The sequence below is a fragment of the Citrobacter sp. Cpo065 genome, assembly GCF_030332805.1.
Taxonomy (GTDB): domain Bacteria; phylum Pseudomonadota; class Gammaproteobacteria; order Enterobacterales; family Enterobacteriaceae; genus Citrobacter; species Citrobacter portucalensis.
Genome location: NZ_JAOWHC010000019.1, coordinates 445,610 through 464,794 on the forward strand (window position 1 = coordinate 445,610; position 19,185 = coordinate 464,794).

A 19,185-nucleotide genomic window follows, 5' to 3' on the forward strand; every position below is an offset into this window, starting at 1 on the left:
AAAAACATCACCCTTTATCGTTTGGATTGAGGGCCTCTGTCAACCGTTGATGCACTTCCTGCTGCAGCTCATTATTAAGGGCGCGCCGGTCGGCGGTGGCGATTATGAATAAATCTTCTACTCGCTCGCCAATGGTTGTAATTCGGGCGCCATGCAGCGAAATTCCCAGATCGGCAAAAATCTGCCCGACCCGCGCCAGCAGGCCGGGCTGGTCGAGAGCGATAAGCTCCAGGAATGATTTTCGGTCGGTATGGGTCGGCAAAAAGGTAACTTCAGTATCGACGGTAAAGTGGCGTAATTTTGCCGGTTGGCGACGCGGTTGCGGTGGCTGCCAACTGCGCTGCGTGATGGCCTGTTCCAGTCCAAAACGGATCGCTTCATGTCGGTCTGAAGACAGCGGGCTGCCGTCCGGTTCCAGCACGATGAACGTATCCATCGCCATCCCATCGCGGGTAGTGAAAATCTGCGCATCGTGGACGCTAAGATTACGCCTGTCCAGTTCAGCACAGACGGCGGCAAACAGGTAAGGGCGGTCAGGGCTCCAGATGAAAATCTCCGTCCCGCCGCGCGTGGCCTGTGGGCTGAGCAGGATCAGCGGCTTGCTGAGATCGTGTTGCAACAGATGGCGCGCATGCCAGGCCAGCTGATTTGGGCTGTGACGCACGAAGTAGTTGGCGCGACAGCGTGACCAGATGTGGTGCAACGCTTCTTCATCAATGTTGTCCATTCGCAGTAGCGCCAGCGCCTGAAGCTGATGATGGCGTACACGCTCACGCATATCCGGCGTATTTTGCATGCCACGACGGAGTTGTTTTTCCGTTGCGAAGTACAGCTCGCGTAGCAGGCTTTGCTTCCAGCTATTCCACAGCGTTTCGTTGGTGGCGCAAATATCCGCGACGGTCAGACACACCAAAAAGCGCAGACGGTGTTCCGTTTGTACCTCTTCGGCGAATTGCTTAATTACTTCGGGATCCTGAATATCGCGGCGCTGAGCGGTCACCGACATCAGCAAATGCTGGCGCACCAGCCACACGATCAGCTGCGTTTCGCGGGAATTCAGGCCGTGCAGTTCGGCGAATTTGAGCACGTCCTGAGCGCCGAGCACCGAGTGATCGCCGCCGCGACCTTTGGCGATATCGTGGAACAGCGCGGCAATCAGAATCAACTCCGGCTGTCGCAGACGCGGCCATAGATCCACGCATAGCGGATGGCGCTGACGGGTCTCTTCGTTAGCAAAACTTTCCAGCTTGAGCATTACGCGGATGGTGTGTTCATCCACCGTATAGGCATGAAACAGGTCAAACTGCATTTGGCCGACAATATGCGACCATTGCGGCATATAGGCCCACAACACGCTGTGGCGATGCATCGGCAGCAGACCGCGGCTCACCGCGCCCGGATGGCGTAACATACTGAGAAACAGCGATCGCGCTTCCGGGATGTAGCACAGCGGCTGCGTTAAATGACGGCGGGCATGACGCAAATGGCGCAGCGTGGTGGAGTAAATCCCGCTGATCGCGCTGTTACGCACCATGATGTAAAACATCCGCAGTATCGCTTCGGGTTTGCGGATAAACAGATCGTCGTTGCGCAGATCGATCAACGTGCCGCGCAGTTGGAAGTCGTCATCAATCGGGCGCGGTTTTTCATCGGCGGGCATGGCGAGGATCGCCTCGTCGAACAGTTGCAACAGCATGTGATTCAGTTCGCTGACCCGTCGGGTGACGCGGAAATAGTCTTTCATCATCCGCTCGATAGGCTCGTTGCCTTCGCCGCCGTAGTTTAGCCGTTGCGCCACGCTGAGCTGGCGGTCAAACAGCAGGCGGTTGTCGTAACGACTAACGACCAGATGCAGGGCGAAGCGAATCCGCCACAGGATATGCAAACATTCATTTAGCTCGGCGCGTTCTGCCAGTGTCAAAAAGCCGAAGCCGACCATTTCGTCCAGTGAGGTGGCACCAAAATGGCGGCGGGCCACCCATTGCAGGGTATGGATATCGCGCAGGCCGCCGGGACTGCTTTTGATGTCCGGCTCCAGGTTGTAGCTGGTGCCGTGATAGCGCTGGTGGCGCTGATTCTGCTCTTCCACTTTGGCAGCGTAAAACTTGTCGGAAGGCCAGAAACCTTCGCTAAAAATATGCTTTTGCAGCTCCAGAAACAGCGCCACATCGCCGATCAGCAGGCGAGTTTCAATCAGGTTGGTGGCGACGGTTAAATCTGACAATCCTTCCAGCAGACACTCTTCCAGCGTACGCACGCTATGCCCAACCTCCAGCCTCACGTCCCATAGCAGCGTTAACAGCTCACCGACTTTCTCGGCCTGCGCATCAGGCAGCTTTTTACGACTCAGGATCAGCAGGTCAATATCGGAAAGCGGGTGCAATTCGCCTCGCCCGTAGCCGCCAACGGCAACCAGCGCTAGATCGGCTATTTGCCCGAACCCTGCTTCTATCCACAAACGCTGTAGCAGTTGGTCAATAAATTCGGTGCGGGCCTCAATGAGCTGTTCTGCGGAAATTCCACTGTCAAACGCTTCGCCTAACCAGTTCTGGAAGGTGTCGATATGCGCTTTAATGCCGGAGCAGTTGAGATCTTGCTGTGGCCATGTCCCTGGGTTTTGCGGTTGGCCAGGCAGGGTGGGGAGGGCAGTATTTGCGTGCTGTTCAGGAAGAGTATTCATTATGCGCCACCCATTAAAAAGCCGGATGATGGCGTGAACGCCTTATCCGGCCTACTAAGTAGTACAATTTGTAGGCCTGATAAGATGCGAATGCATCGCCATCAGGCAAAACATTATTCGCCGTGTTTGATGATCGCCGGGATGGTGTCATCCTTGCGTAACGTCAGAATTTCACAGCCGTTTTCCGTCACTACAATAGTATGCTCGTACTGTGCAGACAAGCTCCGGTCTTTGGTTTTCACCGTCCAGCCGTCTTTCATGGTGCGGATGCGGTAATCACCGGCATTCAACATCGGTTCTATGGTGAACGTCATGCCCGGCTGCAGTACCACACCACCGTCGTCTGCATCGTAGTGCAGAACCTGTGGCTCTTCATGGAAGCCGCGACCGATACCGTGACCGCAGTATTCACGAACAACAGAGAAACCTTCGCCTTCCGCATATTTCTGAATTGCAGCGCCCAGCGTGCGCAGGCGAATTCCCGGTTTTACCATTCGCAGCGCCAGATACAGGCTTTCCTGTGTGACGCGGCACAGACGCTCGCCCAGAATAGTAGGTTTGCCGACGATAAACATCTTGGAGGTATCGCCGTGGTACTCGTCTTTAATCACGGTTACGTCGATGTTGACGATGTCGCCGTCTTTCAGAAGTTTGGCGTCGTCCGGGATCCCGTGGCACACGACTTCATTAATAGAGATACATACGGATTTCGGATAGCCGTGATAGCCCAGGCAGGCGGAAATAGCCTGTTGCTCATTCACGATATAGTCATTACAGATGCGATCCAGCTCGCCGGTGCTGACGCCCGGTTTAACAAACGGTTCGATCATTTCCAGTACATCAGCGGCCAGGCGGCCAGCGACGCGCATTTTTTCGATTTCTTCAGGGGTCTTGATTGAGATAGCCATGAATTCTGTCCATCAGTGTCGATTATTTCGACAATAATTGTGTAAGTGCTGTCAATGGTATCAGTCCCGCATACATGCTGCCAAATTGAGAATCATTCTGAACTTCGCCTTTCGTGCCACAGATGCGTTGGCTACATTTTTTCACCCCAGTCACTTACTGGTTGTAAGCTCCCGGGGATTCAAAAATTTGCCGCCTTCCTGTAACACGAAATTCATCGTTCATTCAGCACAGACCGCCAACAATTATTGGTGTCGGTGGCGTATTTGTGGTATAAAGCGCGCCGGACTTCCGATCCATTCGAAGACTACACACGATGGACGGGAGCGACAAATCTCACTTTGTGTAACAACACACACGTATCGGCACATATTCCGGGGTGCCCTTTGGGGTCGGTAATATGGGATGCGTGGAGGCTTAACCCCAACTTTTATATATAGAGGTTTTAATCATGGCAACTGTTTCCATGCGCGACATGCTCAAGGCTGGTGTTCACTTCGGTCACCAGACCCGTTACTGGAACCCGAAAATGAAGCCGTTCATCTTCGGTGCGCGTAACAAAGTTCACATCATCAACCTTGAGAAAACTGTACCGATGTTCAACGAAGCTCTGGCTGAACTGAACAAGATCTCTGCTCGTAAAGGTAAAATCCTTTTCGTTGGTACTAAACGCGCTGCAAGCGAAGCGGTGAAAGAAGCTGCTAACAGCTGCGACCAGTTCTTCGTGAACCATCGCTGGCTGGGCGGTATGCTGACTAACTGGAAAACCGTTCGTCAGTCCATCAAACGTCTGAAAGATCTGGAAACTCAGTCTCAGGACGGTACTTTCGAAAAGCTGACCAAGAAAGAAGCGCTGATGCGTACTCGTGAGCTTGAGAAACTGGAAAACAGCCTGGGCGGTATCAAAGATATGGGCGGTCTGCCGGACGCTCTGTTCGTAATCGATGCTGACCACGAGCACATTGCTATCAAAGAAGCAAACAACCTGGGTATCCCAGTATTTGCTATCGTTGATACCAACTCTGATCCGGACGGTGTTGACTTCGTTATCCCGGGTAACGACGACGCAATCCGTGCTGTGACCCTGTACCTGGGCGCTGTAGCTACTACCGTTCGTGAAGGCCGTTCTCAGGATCTGGCTTCCCAGGCGGAAGAAAGCTTCGTAGAAGCTGAATAATAAGGCACGCTCGTTAGAGCGACCCCTTATATATCCAAGATAATTCGAGTTGCAGGAAGGCGTTGACGCAACGAATCCCCCGGAGCTTACATAAGTAAGTGACTGGGGTGAGTAAGGAAAACAACGCACCTGCAGCTGGAAGAATGACGGATATAGGCCAGGTAGTATCACGTTTGGTTAGGGGGCCTGTATATGGCCCCCTTTTTCACTTTTAAATCTGTGCGGTTTCATGCCGGGCAGATCAAATCTTCCGAGGATTTTAGAATGGCTGAAATTACCGCATCCCTGGTAAAAGAGCTGCGTGAGCGTACTGGCGCAGGCATGATGGATTGCAAAAAAGCACTGACTGAAGCTAATGGCGACATCGAGCTGGCAATCGAAAACATGCGTAAGTCCGGTGCAATCAAAGCGGCGAAAAAAGCAGGCAACGTTGCTGCTGACGGCGTAATCAAAACCAAAATCGACGGCAACATCGCTTTCATTCTGGAAGTTAACTGCCAGACTGACTTCGTTGCTAAAGATGCTGGTTTCCAGGCATTTGCTGACAAAGTACTGGACGCTGCCGTTGCTGGCAAAATCACTGACGTTGAAGTTCTGAAAGCACAGTTCGAAGAAGAACGTGTTGCTCTGGTTGCTAAAATCGGTGAGAACATCAACATCCGTCGCGTTGCTTCCCTGGAAGGCGAAGTTCTGGGTAACTACCAGCACGGTGCTCGTATCGGTGTTCTGGTTGCTGCAACTGGCGCTGACGAAGAACTGGTTAAACAGCTGGCAATGCACGTTGCTGCAAGCAAACCAGAATTCGTTAAACCGGAAGACGTTTCCGCTGAAGTGGTAGAAAAAGAATACCAGGTTCAGCTGGACATCGCTATGCAGTCTGGCAAGCCGAAAGAAATCGCAGAGAAAATGGTTGAAGGCCGCATGAAGAAATTCACCGGCGAAGTTTCTCTGACCGGTCAGCCTTTCGTCATGGAACCGAGCAAATCTGTTGGTCAGCTGCTGAAAGAGCATAACGCTGACGTAACTGGTTTCATCCGCTTTGAAGTGGGTGAAGGCATCGAGAAAGTTGAGACTGACTTTGCAGCAGAAGTTGCTGCGATGTCCAAGCAGTCTTAATTTTTAAAGGAGCCGCCTGAGGGCGGCTTCTTTTTGTGTCTGGCTTGTAAATTCAGCGAACCGCTATAGTGGTCATGCTGAAAAGCGACATACAATGTCGCCGGAATTAACTCATCTCATTCGTTGACAGTCTCAGGAAAGAAACATGGCTACCAATGCAAAACCCGTCTACAAACGTATTCTGCTTAAGTTAAGTGGCGAAGCTCTGCAAGGTTCAGAAGGCTTCGGTATTGATGCAAGCATCCTCGACCGCATGGCTCAGGAAATCAAAGAGCTGGTTGAGCTGGGTATTCAGGTTGGCGTAGTGATTGGTGGTGGTAACCTGTTCCGTGGCGCTGGTCTGGCGAAAGCGGGGATGAACCGCGTTGTGGGCGACCACATGGGCATGTTAGCCACCGTAATGAACGGTCTGGCGATGCGCGATGCGCTTCACCGCGCCTATGTGAACGCTCGCTTGATGTCCGCAATTCCTCTGAATGGCGTGTGTGATAACTACAGCTGGGCCGAAGCTATCAGCCTGCTGCGTAACAACCGCGTTGTTATTTTGTCTGCGGGTACCGGCAATCCGTTCTTCACCACCGATTCTGCAGCCTGCCTGCGCGGTATTGAAATTGAAGCGGATGTGGTTCTGAAAGCCACCAAAGTCGATGGCGTATTTACTGCCGACCCGGCTAAAGATCCAACGGCGACTATGTACGAACAGTTGACCTACACTGAAGTACTGGATAAAGAGCTGAAAGTAATGGATCTTGCCGCGTTCACGCTGGCTCGTGACCACAAATTACCGATTCGTGTCTTTAACATGAACAAACCAGGTGCACTGCGCCGTGTTGTTATGGGTGAAAAAGAAGGCACGTTAATCACGGAATAATTCCCGTTGCGGCTAAATGCAGGTAATATTCCGCTTTAATGTCGCGGGATACGTCCCTCAAAATTAATCAAGACTATACTTGTCACATCTTGCGTGGCGGGTATGGTCTGACTGAAACAAGCTTTCAAGGATTCGTAACGTGATCAACGATATCAGAAAAGATGCTGAAGTACGCATGGACAAATGCGTCGAAGCGTTCAAAAACCAAATCAGCAAAATTCGCACGGGTCGTGCTTCTCCTAGCCTGCTGGATGGTATTGTCGTGGAATATTACGGCACGCCGACTCCGCTGCGCCAGCTGGCAAGCGTAACGGTTGAAGATTCCCGTACCCTGAAAATCAACGTATTTGACCGTTCTATGGGTCCAGCCGTTGAAAAAGCAATCATGGCTTCCGACCTCGGTCTGAATCCAAGCTCTGCGGGCTCTGACATCCGCGTTCCGCTGCCGCCGCTGACCGAAGAACGTCGTAAAGATCTGACCAAGATCGTACGTGGTGAAGCTGAAGGCGCGCGTGTTGCGGTACGTAACGTACGCCGCGATGCAAACGACAAAGTGAAAGCGTTGTTGAAAGAAAAAGAGATCAGCGAAGATGACGATCGCCGTTCTCAGGACGACGTACAGAAACTGACTGACGCAGCAATCAAGAAAGTTGATGCGGCGCTGGCAGAGAAAGAAGCAGAACTGATGCAGTTCTGATTCGCCTGTACGCTAAAAACGCCGCTTAGAAGGCCTGAGAAGGCTGGATGGCGGCGTTTTGCTTTTTTCTGTCTACATACTCTAAATAATTCAAGTTGCAGGAAGGCGGTGACGCCAAAGGCCGAGTAAAGCCAACGTACATGCAACTTGAAGTATGACGAGTAAAATTCTTCTGGATGTCCGATGAAGCAATTAACCATCCTGGGATCAACCGGTTCCATTGGTTGCAGTACGCTGGATGTAGTACGCCATAACCCGGAAAAATTTCGTGTTGCTGCGTTGGTGGCGGGTAAAAATGTTGCCCGTATGGTAGAGCAATGCCTGGAGTTTGCGCCTCGCTATGCGGTAATGGATGATGAAAAAAGCGCGGCACAGGTAAAAGCTACTCTTTTGGCACAGGGTAGCCGTACCGAGGTGATGAGCGGGCAGCAGGCTGCCTGTGATATGGCTGCGCTGGATGATGTTGATCAGGTCATGGCGGCGATTGTTGGCGCAGCGGGTTTGCTGCCGACGCTGGCGGCAATTCGTGCGAGCAAAAGCATTTTACTGGCGAATAAAGAATCGCTGGTGACCTGCGGTCGTCTGTTTATGGACGACGTGAAACGCCACAAAGCGCAGCTTTTGCCGGTAGATAGCGAGCATAACGCGATTTTTCAGAGTTTACCGCAACCTATCCAACACAATCTGGGATACGCTGACCTTGAGCAAAACGGCGTCATGTCAGTTCTGCTTACCGGGTCTGGTGGCCCATTCCGTGAAACGCCATTGCGCGATCTGGTCTCTATGACCCCCGATCAGGCATGCCGTCATCCGAATTGGTCGATGGGACGAAAAATCTCTGTCGATTCCGCCACCATGATGAACAAAGGTCTGGAATACATTGAAGCGCGTTGGTTATTTAATGCCAGTGCAAGCCAGATGGAAGTGCTGATTCATCCGCAGTCGGTTATTCATTCGATGGTCCGTTATCAGGATGGTAGTGTTCTGGCGCAGTTGGGTGAACCTGATATGCGTACACCTATTGCCCATACGATGGCATGGCCAGAACGTGTGACGTCCGGTGTTAAGCCTGTCGACTTTTGCAAACTCAGTGCGTTGACGTTTTCCGCACCTGATTACCAGCGTTATCCGTGCCTGAAACTGGCGATGGATGCGTTTGAGCAAGGTCAGGCGGCGACGACCGCACTCAATGCCGCGAATGAAATTACCGTTGCCGCATTCCTGGCGCAGCAGATCCGATTTACCGATATTGCCGATCTCAATTTATCTGTACTGGATAAGATGGATTTGCAGGAACCGCAGAGCGTTGACGACGTGTTGAAGGTCGATGCCATCGCGCGGGAAGTCGCCAGAAAAGAAGTGATGCGACTCTCAAGCTGATGATAATCCCTCTACGGAGAATCGTGCTATTTGTTAGCGTTGGGCTTCAGTGATATAGTCTGCGCCACCCGATCGCGGGTATTTGCTTTTTTTCGGTCGGGTAAGCCGTGGTTTGACACGGCTTTTTTGTGGATAGGCTTCAGTATTCCTGAGTACCGTAAATCCTTTCAGGGACTAATAACGCGTTATGTTGTCTGCAACTAAACCATTAAGCGAAAATTTGCCAGCACATGGTTGTCGCCATGTCGCAATTATCATGGATGGCAATGGCCGCTGGGCGAAAAAGCAAGGGAAGATTCGCGCCTTTGGGCATAAGGCTGGAGCTAAATCCGTCCGCCGGGCTGTCTCTTTTGCTGCAAATAACGGTATTGATGCGTTAACGCTGTATGCCTTTAGCAGTGAGAACTGGAACCGACCTGCGCAGGAAGTGAGCGCGTTAATGGAACTGTTTGTGTGGGCACTTGATAGCGAAGTGAAAAACCTGCATCGCCATAACGTACGCCTGCGTATTATCGGGGATATCAGTCGATTTAACTCACGTTTGCAAGAACGGATTCGCAAATCAGAAGCGATTACCGCCCAGAATACCGGGTTGACGCTGAATATTGCAGCGAATTACGGTGGACGGTGGGATATTGTCCAGGGAGTCAGGCAACTGGCACAACAGGTGCAGGACGGTGTGCTGCATCCTGAGCAAATCGATGAAGAGATGCTTGGGCAGCAAATTTGTATGCATGAGCTGGCTCCTGTGGATTTAGTGATAAGGACTGGGGGAGAGCACCGAATTAGTAATTTTCTGTTGTGGCAAATTGCCTATGCCGAACTTTACTTTACCGATGTTCTCTGGCCCGATTTCGATGAACAAGACTTTGAAGGTGCGCTGCATGCCTTTGCTAATCGTGAGCGTCGTTTCGGCGGCACCGAACCCGGTGATGAAAAAGCCTGATGGGGGTCGCTTTTGCTGAAGTATCGCCTGATTTCTGCTTTTGTTTTAATACCCGTTGTCATCGCGGCGCTGTTTTTGCTGCCGCCGGTGGGGTTCGCCATTGTTACGTTGGTCGTCTGTATGTTGGCCGCCTGGGAATGGGGACAGTTAAGCGGTTTTACCACGCGTACGCAGCGAGTCTGGCTGGCGGTTTTGTGCGGGCTATTGCTGGCACTGATGCTATTTTTGCTGCCAGAATACCATCGCGATATCCATCAACCGCTGGTTGAAGTATCGCTGTGGGCGTCGCTGGGCTGGTGGGTCGTAGCGCTGTTACTGGTATTGTTTTACCCAGGGTCTGCGTCGGTCTGGCGTAATTCCAAAACATTACGCATAATTTTCGGCGTGTTAACCATTGTCCCGTTCTTTTGGGGAATGCTGGCGCTACGTGCATGGCACTATGATGAGAATCATTATAGTGGCGCGCTATGGCTGCTGTATGTCATGATCCTCGTTTGGGGAGCGGACTCTGGTGCGTATATGTTTGGTAAGCTGTTTGGCAAACATAAGCTGGCACCGAAGGTTTCTCCTGGAAAAACCTGGCAGGGTTTTTTTGGCGGACTCGCCACTGCGGCCGTAATCTCATGGGGTTATGGCATGTGGGCGAATCTTGAAGTTGCGCCTGTCACCTTGCTCATTTGCTCCATCGTTGCAGCCCTGGCCTCCGTGCTGGGTGACCTGACCGAGAGTATGTTTAAGCGTGAAGCAGGTATTAAGGACAGTGGTCACTTAATTCCAGGACACGGCGGTATTCTGGATCGTATTGATAGCCTGACGGCTGCGGTACCGGTCTTTGCCTGCCTGTTGTTACTGGTGTTCAGGACGCTCTAACGGATGGTCTTATGCTGAGTATTCTCTGGAATTTGGCTGCATTCATCATCGCACTTGGTGTGCTTATCACCGTGCATGAATTTGGTCATTTCTGGGTTGCGCGGCGCTGCGGAGTCCGCGTCGAACGCTTTTCCATTGGCTTTGGAAAAGCGCTTTGGCGGCGTACCGATAAATCAGGTACGGAATACGTCATCGCCATGATTCCCCTCGGCGGTTACGTCAAAATGCTGGATGAGCGCGCTGAACCGGTCGCACCGGAATTGCGCCATTACGCCTTCAACAATAAAACGGTTGGACAACGTGCTGCCATTATCGCCGCGGGTCCGATTGCAAACTTCCTTTTTGCTATTTTTGCTTATTGGCTGGTGTTTATCATTGGTGTCCCTGGCGTTCGTCCGGTTGTTGGTGAAATAACACCCAACTCGATTGCTGCACAGGCGCAAATTCAGCCGGGTACGGAACTAAAAGCGGTTGATGGCATCGAAACCCCTGATTGGGATGCCGTGCGATTGCAACTGGTATCCAAAATTGGCGATGAGCATACGACCCTCAGCGTGGCGCAGTTTGGCAGTAACCAGCGACAGGACAAAACGCTGGATTTACGCCATTGGGCATTTGAGCCAGACAAAGAGGATCCTGTCTCTAGTTTGGGCATGCGTCCGCGTGGTCCGCAGATTGAACCGGTACTGTCAGAAGTGCAGGTTAACTCCGCTGCAAGTAAGGCAGGTTTGCAAGCTGGCGACAGGATCGTTAAAGTCAATGGTCAGTCGCTGACGCAATGGATGACGTTCGTGACGCTGGTGCGCGATAATCCGGATACGCCGTTAGCGCTAGATATTGAAAGACAAGGAAGTTCCTTGTCTTTAACGTTAACCCCAGATTCAAAACAGGTTAACGGTAAGGCAGAAGGGTTTGCGGGCGTGGTGCCTAAAGTTATTCCTCTGCCTGATGAGTATAAGACTGTACGCCAGTATGGGCCATTCAGCGCCATCCTCGAAGCCTCGGATAAAACGTGGCAGTTGATGAAGCTGACGGTCAGTATGCTGGGAAAATTGATTACCGGTGATGTAAAACTGAACAACCTCAGTGGGCCGATTTCTATCGCCCAGGGGGCTGGGATGTCAGCGGAGTTCGGGATTATTTATTACCTGATGTTCCTTGCGCTTATCAGCGTGAACTTAGGGATAATCAACCTGTTTCCGTTGCCCGTTCTTGACGGGGGGCATCTGCTGTTCCTGGCGATTGAAAAGCTGAAGGGCGGTCCGGTATCCGAGCGGGTTCAAGACTTTAGTTATCGCATTGGCTCTATCTTGCTGGTGTTGTTAATGGGGCTTGCACTTTTCAATGATTTCTCTCGGTTGTAAGAGAGTGTTAGGAAGAACGCATAATAACGATGGCGATGAAAAAGTTGCTCATAGCGTCGCTGCTGTTTAGCAGCGCCACCGTATACGGTGCTGAAGGGTTCGTAGTGAAGGACATTCATTTCGAAGGCCTACAGCGAGTCGCCGTTGGTGCGGCTCTCCTCAGTATGCCGGTGCGCACAGGCGACACGGTTAATGATGAAGACATCAGTAATACCATTCGTGCTCTGTTCGCCACCGGAAACTTTGAGGATGTCCGCGTCCTGCGCGATGGTGATACCCTTCTGGTTCAGGTAAAAGAACGTCCGACGATTGCCAGCATCACTTTCTCCGGTAACAAATCGGTGAAAGATGACATGCTGAAGCAAAACCTCGAGGCGTCTGGCGTGCGTGTTGGCGAGTCTCTGGATCGCACAACGCTTGCCGATATCGAAAAGGGCCTGGAAGATTTCTACTATAGCGTCGGTAAGTACAGCGCCAGTGTGAAAGCGGTGGTGACGCCGTTGCCGCGTAACCGCGTTGACCTCAAGCTGGTCTTCCAGGAAGGTGTTTCGGCGAAGATCCAACAGATCAATATCGTCGGCAACCATGCCTTCTCGACTGACGAACTTATCTCTCACTTCCAGTTGCGTGACGAAGTGCCGTGGTGGAACGTGGTGGGCGATCGTAAATACCAGAAACAGAAGCTGGCGGGCGACCTTGAAACCCTGCGTAGCTACTATCTGGATCGCGGTTATGCTCGCTTCAATATTGATTCCACTCAGGTCAGCCTGACGCCGGATAAAAAAGGCATCTACATCACCGTTAATATCACTGAAGGCGAGCAGTACAAGCTTTCTGGGGTTCAGGTGAGCGGTAACCTGGCCGGGCACTCCGCCGAAATTGAGACCCTGACGAAGATCGAGCCAGGTGAACTCTATAACGGCACCAAAGTGACCAAAATGGAAGATGACATCAAGAAGCTTCTGGGTCGCTATGGCTATGCCTATCCGCGCGTTCAGTCGCAGCCTGAAATCAACGACGCCGACAAAACCGTTAAATTACGTGTAAACGTGGATGCGGGTAACCGTTTCTATGTGCGTAAGATCCGTTTTGAAGGTAACGACACTTCTAAAGACTCCGTTCTGCGTCGCGAAATGCGTCAGATGGAAGGCGCATGGTTGGGCAGCGATCTGGTCGACCAGGGTAAAGAGCGTCTGAACCGTCTGGGTTACTTTGAAACCGTTGATACCGATACTCAGCGTGTTCCGGGCCGTCCAGATCAGGTTGATGTGGTCTACAAGGTTAAAGAGCGTAACACCGGTAGCTTTAACTTCGGCGTCGGTTACGGTACCGAGAGCGGCGTGAGCTTCCAGGCTGGCGTTCAGCAGGATAACTGGTTAGGTACCGGTTATTCTGTTGGGATTAACGGCACCAAAAACGACTACCAAACCTATACTGAGTTGTCTGTCACTAACCCGTACTTCACTGTTGATGGTGTGAGCCTTGGTGGCCGCGTCTTCTATAACGACTTTGAAGCGGATGATGCAGACCTGTCCGACTATACCAACAAAAGTTATGGTACAGACGTGACGCTGGGCTTCCCGGTCAACGAATACAACACGTTGCGTGCGGGCCTGGGTTATGTACATAACAAACTGTCCAATATGCAGCCGCAGGTTGCGATGGATCGTTATCTTGAGTCGATGGGACAATCCGCTGATACCAGCAGTTTTGCCGCTGATGATTTCACCTTTAACTACGGTTGGACATACAACAAGTTAGACCGTGGTTATTTCCCGACAGACGGCTCGCGTGTCAACCTGAACGGTAAAGTCACCATTCCGGGTTCAGACAACGAATACTACAAACTGTCGATGGATACCGCGACCTATGTGCCGATCGATGACGATCACAAGTGGGTTGTTCTGGGGCGTACCAAGGTAGGTTATGGGGATGGCATTGGCAGCAAAGAGATGCCGTTCTACGAGAACTTCTACGCCGGTGGTTCCAGTACCGTGCGTGGCTTCCAGTCCAACACCATTGGTCCGAAAGCGGTCTATAAAAAGGGTGCTAGCACAGACTGGAATGACGGCGATAACGAAGAATGTACTCAGGATTCAGGCTGTAAATCAGATGATGCGGTAGGTGGTAACGCCATGGCTGTCGCCAGCCTGGAATTTATTACCCCGACGCCGTTCATCAGCGATAAGTATGCTAACTCGGTCCGTACCTCCTTCTTCTGGGATATGGGTACCGTTTGGGATACGAACTGGGATCCGTCATCTGCGCCGTCGGATGTGCCGGACTATAGTGATCCGAGCAATATCCGTATGTCAGCGGGTATCGCGTTACAATGGATGTCCCCATTGGGGCCGTTGGTTTTCTCCTACGCCCAGCCGTTCAAGAAGTACGATGGAGACAAAGCGGAACAGTTCCAGTTTAACATTGGTAAAACCTGGTAACTGTTCTTCGCAAAGGAATGTAGTGGTAGTGTAGCGATGACTTTAGGCGATCTTGCATGGGATCGCCTGGCCACGCAAAGAACTGCACCTTCGGGTGCAAATGGGATGGTAAGGAGTTAATTGTGAAAAAGTGGTTATTAGCTGCAGGTCTCGGTTTAGCGATGGCAACGTCCGCACAGGCTGCTGACAAAATTGCAATCGTCAATATGGGTAGCCTGTTCCAACAGGTTGCACAGAAGACGGGTGTTTCTGCTACTCTGGAAAACGAGTTCAAAGGCCGTGCCAGCGAACTGCAGCGTATGGAATCCGATCTGCAATCTAAAATGCAGCGTCTGCAATCAATGAAAGCGGGTAGCGATCGTACCAAGCTGGAAAAAGACGTTATGGCTCAGCGCCAGACTTTCTCTCAGAAAGCTCAGGCTTTCGAGCAGGATCGTGCACGTCGTTCCAACGAAGAACGTGGCAAACTGGTTACTCGTATCCAGACAGCGGTGAAATCTGTTGCTAACAGCCAGAGCATTGATCTGGTCGTTGACGCAAACACCGTTGCATACAACAGCAGCGATGTAAAAGACATCACCGCTGACGTACTGAAACAGGTTAAATAAGTAATGCCTTCAATTCGACTGGCTGATTTAGCAGAGCAGTTGGATGCAGAATTACACGGTGATGGCGATATCGTCATCACCGGCGTAGCGTCCATGCAATCTGCGCAAACTGGCAATATCACGTTCATGGTGAATCCTAAATACCGTGAACATTTAGGCGTATGCCAGGCGTCTGCCGTTGTGATGACGCAGGACGATCTTCCTTTTGCTAAGAGTGCGGCGCTGGTAGTGAAGAATCCCTACCTGACCTATGCACGTATGGCGCAAATTTTAGATACCACGCCTCAGCCTGCACAGAACATTGCACCCAGTGCAGTGATCGATGCAACGGCGAAGCTGGGTAATAATGTCTCTGTGGGCGCAAATGCGGTCATTGAGTCTGGCGTAGAACTGGGCGATAACGTGGTTATCGGTGCAGGCTGCTTCGTCGGAAAAAATACCAAAATCGGTGCAGGTTCACGCTTGTGGGCGAATGTGACGATTTACCACGACATCCAGATCGGTGAAAATTGCCTGATCCAGTCCAGCACTGTCGTTGGATCTGATGGATTTGGTTACGCGAACGATCGTGGTAACTGGGTGAAGATCCCCCAGCTTGGTCGCGTGATTATCGGCGATCGCGTCGAGATCGGCGCTTGTACCACCATTGACCGTGGTGCTCTGGACGATACTGTGATCGGTAATGGTGTTATCATTGATAACCAGTGCCAGATTGCGCATAACGTTGTGATTGGCGACAATACGGCGGTAGCCGGTGGCGTCATTATGGCGGGTAGCCTGAAGATTGGCCGTTATTGCATGATTGGCGGTGCCAGTGTGATCAATGGGCATATGGAAATATGCGACAAAGTTACGGTAACTGGCATGGGTATGGTGATGCGTCCTATCACTGAACCTGGCGTCTACTCCTCAGGCATTCCGCTACAACCCAACAAGGTATGGCGTAAAACAGCTGCACTGGTGATGAATATTGATGATATGAGCAAGCGCCTCAAAGCGATTGAGCGCAAGGTTAATCAACAAGACTAAAGCACCGTTTTTGCATGTCTGACTTTTCGGCCTGTCCCATTCATACGATTGCGACAGGCCGTGTTATTATTGCCTTTTAGTATATTTTGACAGGAAGAGTATTTTGACTACTAACACTCATACTCTGCATATTGAAGAGATTTTAGAACTTCTGCCGCACCGTTTTCCGTTTCTGCTGGTTGACCGCGTGCTGGATTTTGAAGAAGGTCGTTTTCTGCGCGCAGTGAAAAATGTATCCGTTAACGAGCCTTTCTTTCAGGGCCACTTCCCGGGTAAACCTATTTTCCCTGGCGTATTGATTCTGGAAGCGATGGCACAGGCTACCGGTATCCTCGCGTTTAAAAGCGTAGGAAAACTGGAACCAGGCGAACTGTATTATTTCGCGGGTATTGATGAAGCACGCTTTAAGCGTCCTGTTGTGCCTGGCGATCAGATGATCATGGAAGTGACTTTCGAGAAAACGCGCCGTGGCCTGACCCGTTTTAAAGGGGTTGCGCTGGTCGACGGTAAAGTTGTGTGCGAAGCAACGATGATGTGTGCCCGTAGCCGGGAGGCCTGATACGTGATTGATAAATCCGCCTTTATTCACCCGACCGCCATTGTAGAAGAGGGCGCCAGCATTGGTGCCAATGCTCACATTGGCCCATTTTGTATTGTTGGACCCCATGTTGAAATTGGTGAGGGTACCGTACTGAAGTCTCACGTTGTCGTGAATGGCCATACAAAAATTGGTCGCGATAACGAGATCTATCAGTTTGCCTCCATCGGTGAAGTTAACCAGGATCTTAAATATGCTGGTGAACCGACCCGTGTGGAAATTGGCGATCGCAACCGCATCCGCGAAAGCGTCACCATTCATCGTGGCACAGTGCAGGGCGGTGGAGTGACGAAGGTGGGCAGCGATAACTTACTGATGATTAATGCGCACGTCGCGCATGATTGTACGGTAGGCAACCGCTGTATTCTTGCGAATAACGCCACGCTTGCCGGACATGTTTCGCTTGATGATTTTGTTATCATCGGCGGCATGACTGCGGTGCATCAGTTCTGCATCATCGGTGCTCATGTGATGGTTGGCGGCTGTTCTGGTGTAGCCCAGGACGTGCCTCCGTACGTTATCGCCCAGGGCAACCACGCGACGCCGTTTGGCGTCAATATCGAAGGTCTGAAGCGTCGTGGATTCACCCGCGAAGCGATTACCGCGATTCGTAACGCCTACAAAGCGTTGTACCGTAGCGGTAAAACGCTGGAAGAAGTGAAACCAGAAATCGCGGAACTGGCGAAACAGTACCCCGAAGTTCAGGCTTTCAGCGACTTCTTTGAACGCTCAACGCGTGGCCTGATTCGTTAATGACTGAACAGCGTCCTTTAACGATTGCCCTCGTCGCCGGAGAAACCTCCGGCGATATTCTTGGTGCAGGGTTAATCCGTGCACTCAAGGCTCGCGTTCCCAATGCGCGCTTTGTTGGCGTGGCGGGTCCGCTGATGCAGGCTGAAGGCTGTGAAGCCTGGTACGAAATGGAAGAGCTGGCGGTCATGGGCATTGTTGAAGTGCTCGGACGCCTGCGCCGTTTACTGCATATTCGTGCCGACCTCACTCGCCGATTCACCGACTTAAAGCCGGATGTTTTCGTCGGCATTGATGCGCCTGATTTCAATATTACCCTCGAAGGGAACTTGAAAAAACAGGGCATTAAAACCATTCATTATGTCAGTCCGTCCGTCTGGGCGTGGCGACAGAAACGCGTTTTCAAAATAGGCAGATCCACCAACATGGTGCTGGCCTTTCTGCCTTTCGAAAAGGCGTTTTATGACAAATTTAACGTCCCGTGCCGCTTTATCGGTCATACCATGGCAGATGCCATGCCGTTGGACCCGGATAAAAATGCGGCCCGTGATGTTCTGGGTATTCCTCATGACGCTCACTGCCTGGCGCTACTGCCAGGAAGCCGTGGTGCAGAAGTGGAGATGCTCAGCGCCGATTTTCTGAAAACGGCGCAGCTATTACGCCAGCATTATCCGGATCTCGAAGTGGTGGTGCCGTTGGTGAATGCCAAACGTCGCGAGCAGTTTGAACGCATTAAAGCGGAAGTTGCACCGGAGCTTTCTGTACATCTGCTCAATGGGATGGGACGTGAAGCAATGGTGGCCAGCGATGCCGCACTGCTGGCTTCAGGTACCGCCGCGCTGGAATGTATGCTGGCAAAATGCCCGATGGTGGTTGGCTACCGTATGAAACCCTTCACCTTTTGGCTGGCGAAGCGCCTGGTGAAAACGGATTACGTTTCGCTACCTAACCTGCTGGCGGGAAGAGAACTGGTTAAAGAGCTGTTGCAGGAAGAGTGTGAACCGCAGGCGCTGTCGCAAGCGCTGTTGCCGTTGCTGGCAAATGGTAAAACCAGCCATGCGATGCACGACACATTCCGTGAACTGCACCAGCAGATCCGTTGCAATGCTGATGAGCAGGCGGCGGATGCGGTCCTGGAGTTAGCGCAATGATTGAATTTGTGTATCCGCATACGCATTTAGTCGCGGGTGTGGATGAAGTCGGGCGCGGCCCTTTGGTTGGCGCAGTCGTCACTGCTGCCGTCATTCTGGATCCGGCTCGCCCTATTATCGGTCTTAACGACTCAAAAAAACTGTCAGAAAAACGTCGCCTGGCGCTGTTTGATGAAATTAAAGAAAAAGCGTTAAGCTGGAGCCTGGGTCGGGCGGAACCGCATGAAATCGACGAGCTGAACATTTTGCATGCCACCATGCTGGCCATGCAGCGTGCGGTTGCGGGTCTGCATATTGCGCCTGAATACGTGCTGATTGACGGCAATCGTTGCCCGGCATTACCGGTACCGTCGATGGCGGTGGTCAAAGGTGATAGCCGCGTGGCGGAGATTAGCGCCGCATCGATTCTGGCAAAAGTGACCCGTGACGCTGAAATGGCGGCGCTGGATACGGTTTTTCCACAGTATGGTTTTGCACAGCACAAAGGTTATCCAACCGCATTTCATCTGGAAAAATTGGCACTGCATGGTGCGACTGAGCACCATCGCCGCAGCTTTGGCCCCGTCAAACGCGCACTGGGACTCTCGTCCTGATTCTTGTG

17 protein-coding genes are annotated in these 19,185 nt (G+C 51.7%); 15 read left to right on the forward strand and 2 right to left on the reverse strand.

The annotated features are described in order from the left end of the window. Window positions 1–7 precede the first annotated feature (7 nt). Both glnD and map read right to left on the reverse strand, forming a co-directional pair. Window positions 8–2,680: a bifunctional uridylyltransferase/uridylyl-removing protein GlnD gene (glnD, locus tag OGY68_RS02730; RefSeq protein ID WP_003829184.1), complete on the reverse strand. Its 2,673-nt coding sequence runs from the start codon at window positions 2,678–2,680 to the stop codon at window positions 8–10. Between the two features lie 113 nt (window positions 2,681–2,793). Then, window positions 2,794–3,588: a type I methionyl aminopeptidase gene (gene map, locus OGY68_RS02735; RefSeq protein ID WP_057068237.1), complete on the reverse strand. Its 795-nt coding sequence runs from the start codon at window positions 3,586–3,588 to the stop codon at window positions 2,794–2,796. A gap of 449 nt (window positions 3,589–4,037) precedes the next feature. Here map and rpsB point away from each other — a divergent pair, with 449 nt between their 5' ends. From rpsB to rnhB, 15 genes are all read left to right on the forward strand, one after another. Then, the gene (gene rpsB, locus OGY68_RS02740; protein WP_003018553.1) at window positions 4,038–4,763 is read left to right on the forward strand and encodes a 30S ribosomal protein S2; all 726 of its coding nucleotides are present in this window, start codon (window positions 4,038–4,040) and stop codon (window positions 4,761–4,763) included. A 264-nt stretch (window positions 4,764–5,027) separates the two neighbouring features. Beyond that, window positions 5,028–5,879 carry a translation elongation factor Ts gene (gene tsf, locus OGY68_RS02745; RefSeq protein WP_003018551.1) on the forward strand — a complete coding sequence of 284 codons (852 nt, stop codon included), beginning with the start codon at window positions 5,028–5,030 and terminating at the stop codon, window positions 5,877–5,879. Between the two features lie 145 nt (window positions 5,880–6,024). Beyond that, window positions 6,025–6,750, forward strand: a complete 726-nt coding sequence (gene pyrH / locus OGY68_RS02750) for a UMP kinase (protein ID WP_003018549.1) — start codon at window positions 6,025–6,027, stop codon at window positions 6,748–6,750. A gap of 139 nt (window positions 6,751–6,889) precedes the next feature. Further along, complete coding sequence (gene frr, locus OGY68_RS02755; RefSeq protein ID WP_003018547.1) at window positions 6,890–7,447, forward strand: ribosome recycling factor; 558 nt, start codon at window positions 6,890–6,892, stop codon at window positions 7,445–7,447. Window positions 7,448–7,630: 183 nt separating this feature from the next. After that, window positions 7,631–8,827, forward strand: a complete 1,197-nt coding sequence (ispC, locus tag OGY68_RS02760; protein WP_048227063.1) for a 1-deoxy-D-xylulose-5-phosphate reductoisomerase — start codon at window positions 7,631–7,633, stop codon at window positions 8,825–8,827. Between the two features lie 187 nt (window positions 8,828–9,014). Further along, window positions 9,015–9,773, forward strand: coding sequence for a (2E,6E)-farnesyl-diphosphate-specific ditrans,polycis-undecaprenyl-diphosphate synthase (gene ispU, locus OGY68_RS02765; RefSeq protein WP_008786266.1), 759 nt, complete (start codon window positions 9,015–9,017; stop codon window positions 9,771–9,773). A gap of 12 nt (window positions 9,774–9,785) precedes the next feature. Next, entirely contained in the window at window positions 9,786–10,643 is an 858-nt protein-coding gene (cdsA, locus tag OGY68_RS02770) for a phosphatidate cytidylyltransferase (protein ID WP_008786267.1), read from the forward strand. A gap of 11 nt (window positions 10,644–10,654) precedes the next feature. Further along, window positions 10,655–12,007, forward strand: coding sequence for a sigma E protease regulator RseP (gene rseP, locus OGY68_RS02775; RefSeq protein WP_003829173.1), 1,353 nt, complete (start codon window positions 10,655–10,657; stop codon window positions 12,005–12,007). Window positions 12,008–12,036: 29 nt separating this feature from the next. Next, window positions 12,037–14,448 carry an outer membrane protein assembly factor BamA gene (gene bamA, locus OGY68_RS02780; protein WP_057095094.1) on the forward strand — a complete coding sequence of 804 codons (2,412 nt, stop codon included), beginning with the start codon at window positions 12,037–12,039 and terminating at the stop codon, window positions 14,446–14,448. 122 nt (window positions 14,449–14,570) lie between these two features. Continuing rightward, complete coding sequence (gene skp / locus OGY68_RS02785) at window positions 14,571–15,056, forward strand: molecular chaperone Skp (RefSeq protein ID WP_016151765.1); 486 nt, start codon at window positions 14,571–14,573, stop codon at window positions 15,054–15,056. Between the two features lie 3 nt (window positions 15,057–15,059). After that, window positions 15,060–16,085 (forward strand): UDP-3-O-(3-hydroxymyristoyl)glucosamine N-acyltransferase, encoded by a 1,026-nt coding sequence (gene lpxD / locus OGY68_RS02790; RefSeq protein WP_003018531.1) that lies wholly within the window; start codon window positions 15,060–15,062, stop codon window positions 16,083–16,085. 103 nt (window positions 16,086–16,188) lie between these two features. After that, the gene (gene fabZ / locus OGY68_RS02795) at window positions 16,189–16,644 is read left to right on the forward strand and encodes a 3-hydroxyacyl-ACP dehydratase FabZ (RefSeq protein ID WP_003018528.1); all 456 of its coding nucleotides are present in this window, start codon (window positions 16,189–16,191) and stop codon (window positions 16,642–16,644) included. Window positions 16,645–16,647: 3 nt separating this feature from the next. After that, a complete protein-coding gene (lpxA, locus tag OGY68_RS02800; RefSeq protein ID WP_003018525.1) occupies window positions 16,648–17,436 on the forward strand; it encodes an acyl-ACP--UDP-N-acetylglucosamine O-acyltransferase in 789 nt (262 codons plus the stop codon). Continuing rightward, on the forward strand, window positions 17,436–18,584 hold the full coding sequence (gene lpxB / locus OGY68_RS02805; protein WP_003829168.1) for a lipid-A-disaccharide synthase: 1,149 nt from the start codon (window positions 17,436–17,438) through the stop codon (window positions 18,582–18,584). The genes lpxA and lpxB overlap by 1 nt, the downstream gene beginning before the upstream one ends. Further along, window positions 18,581–19,177 (forward strand): ribonuclease HII, encoded by a 597-nt coding sequence (rnhB, locus tag OGY68_RS02810; RefSeq protein WP_003018518.1) that lies wholly within the window; start codon window positions 18,581–18,583, stop codon window positions 19,175–19,177. Before lpxB ends, rnhB begins: the two co-directional genes overlap by 4 nt. Window positions 19,178–19,185: the final 8 nt, after the last annotated feature.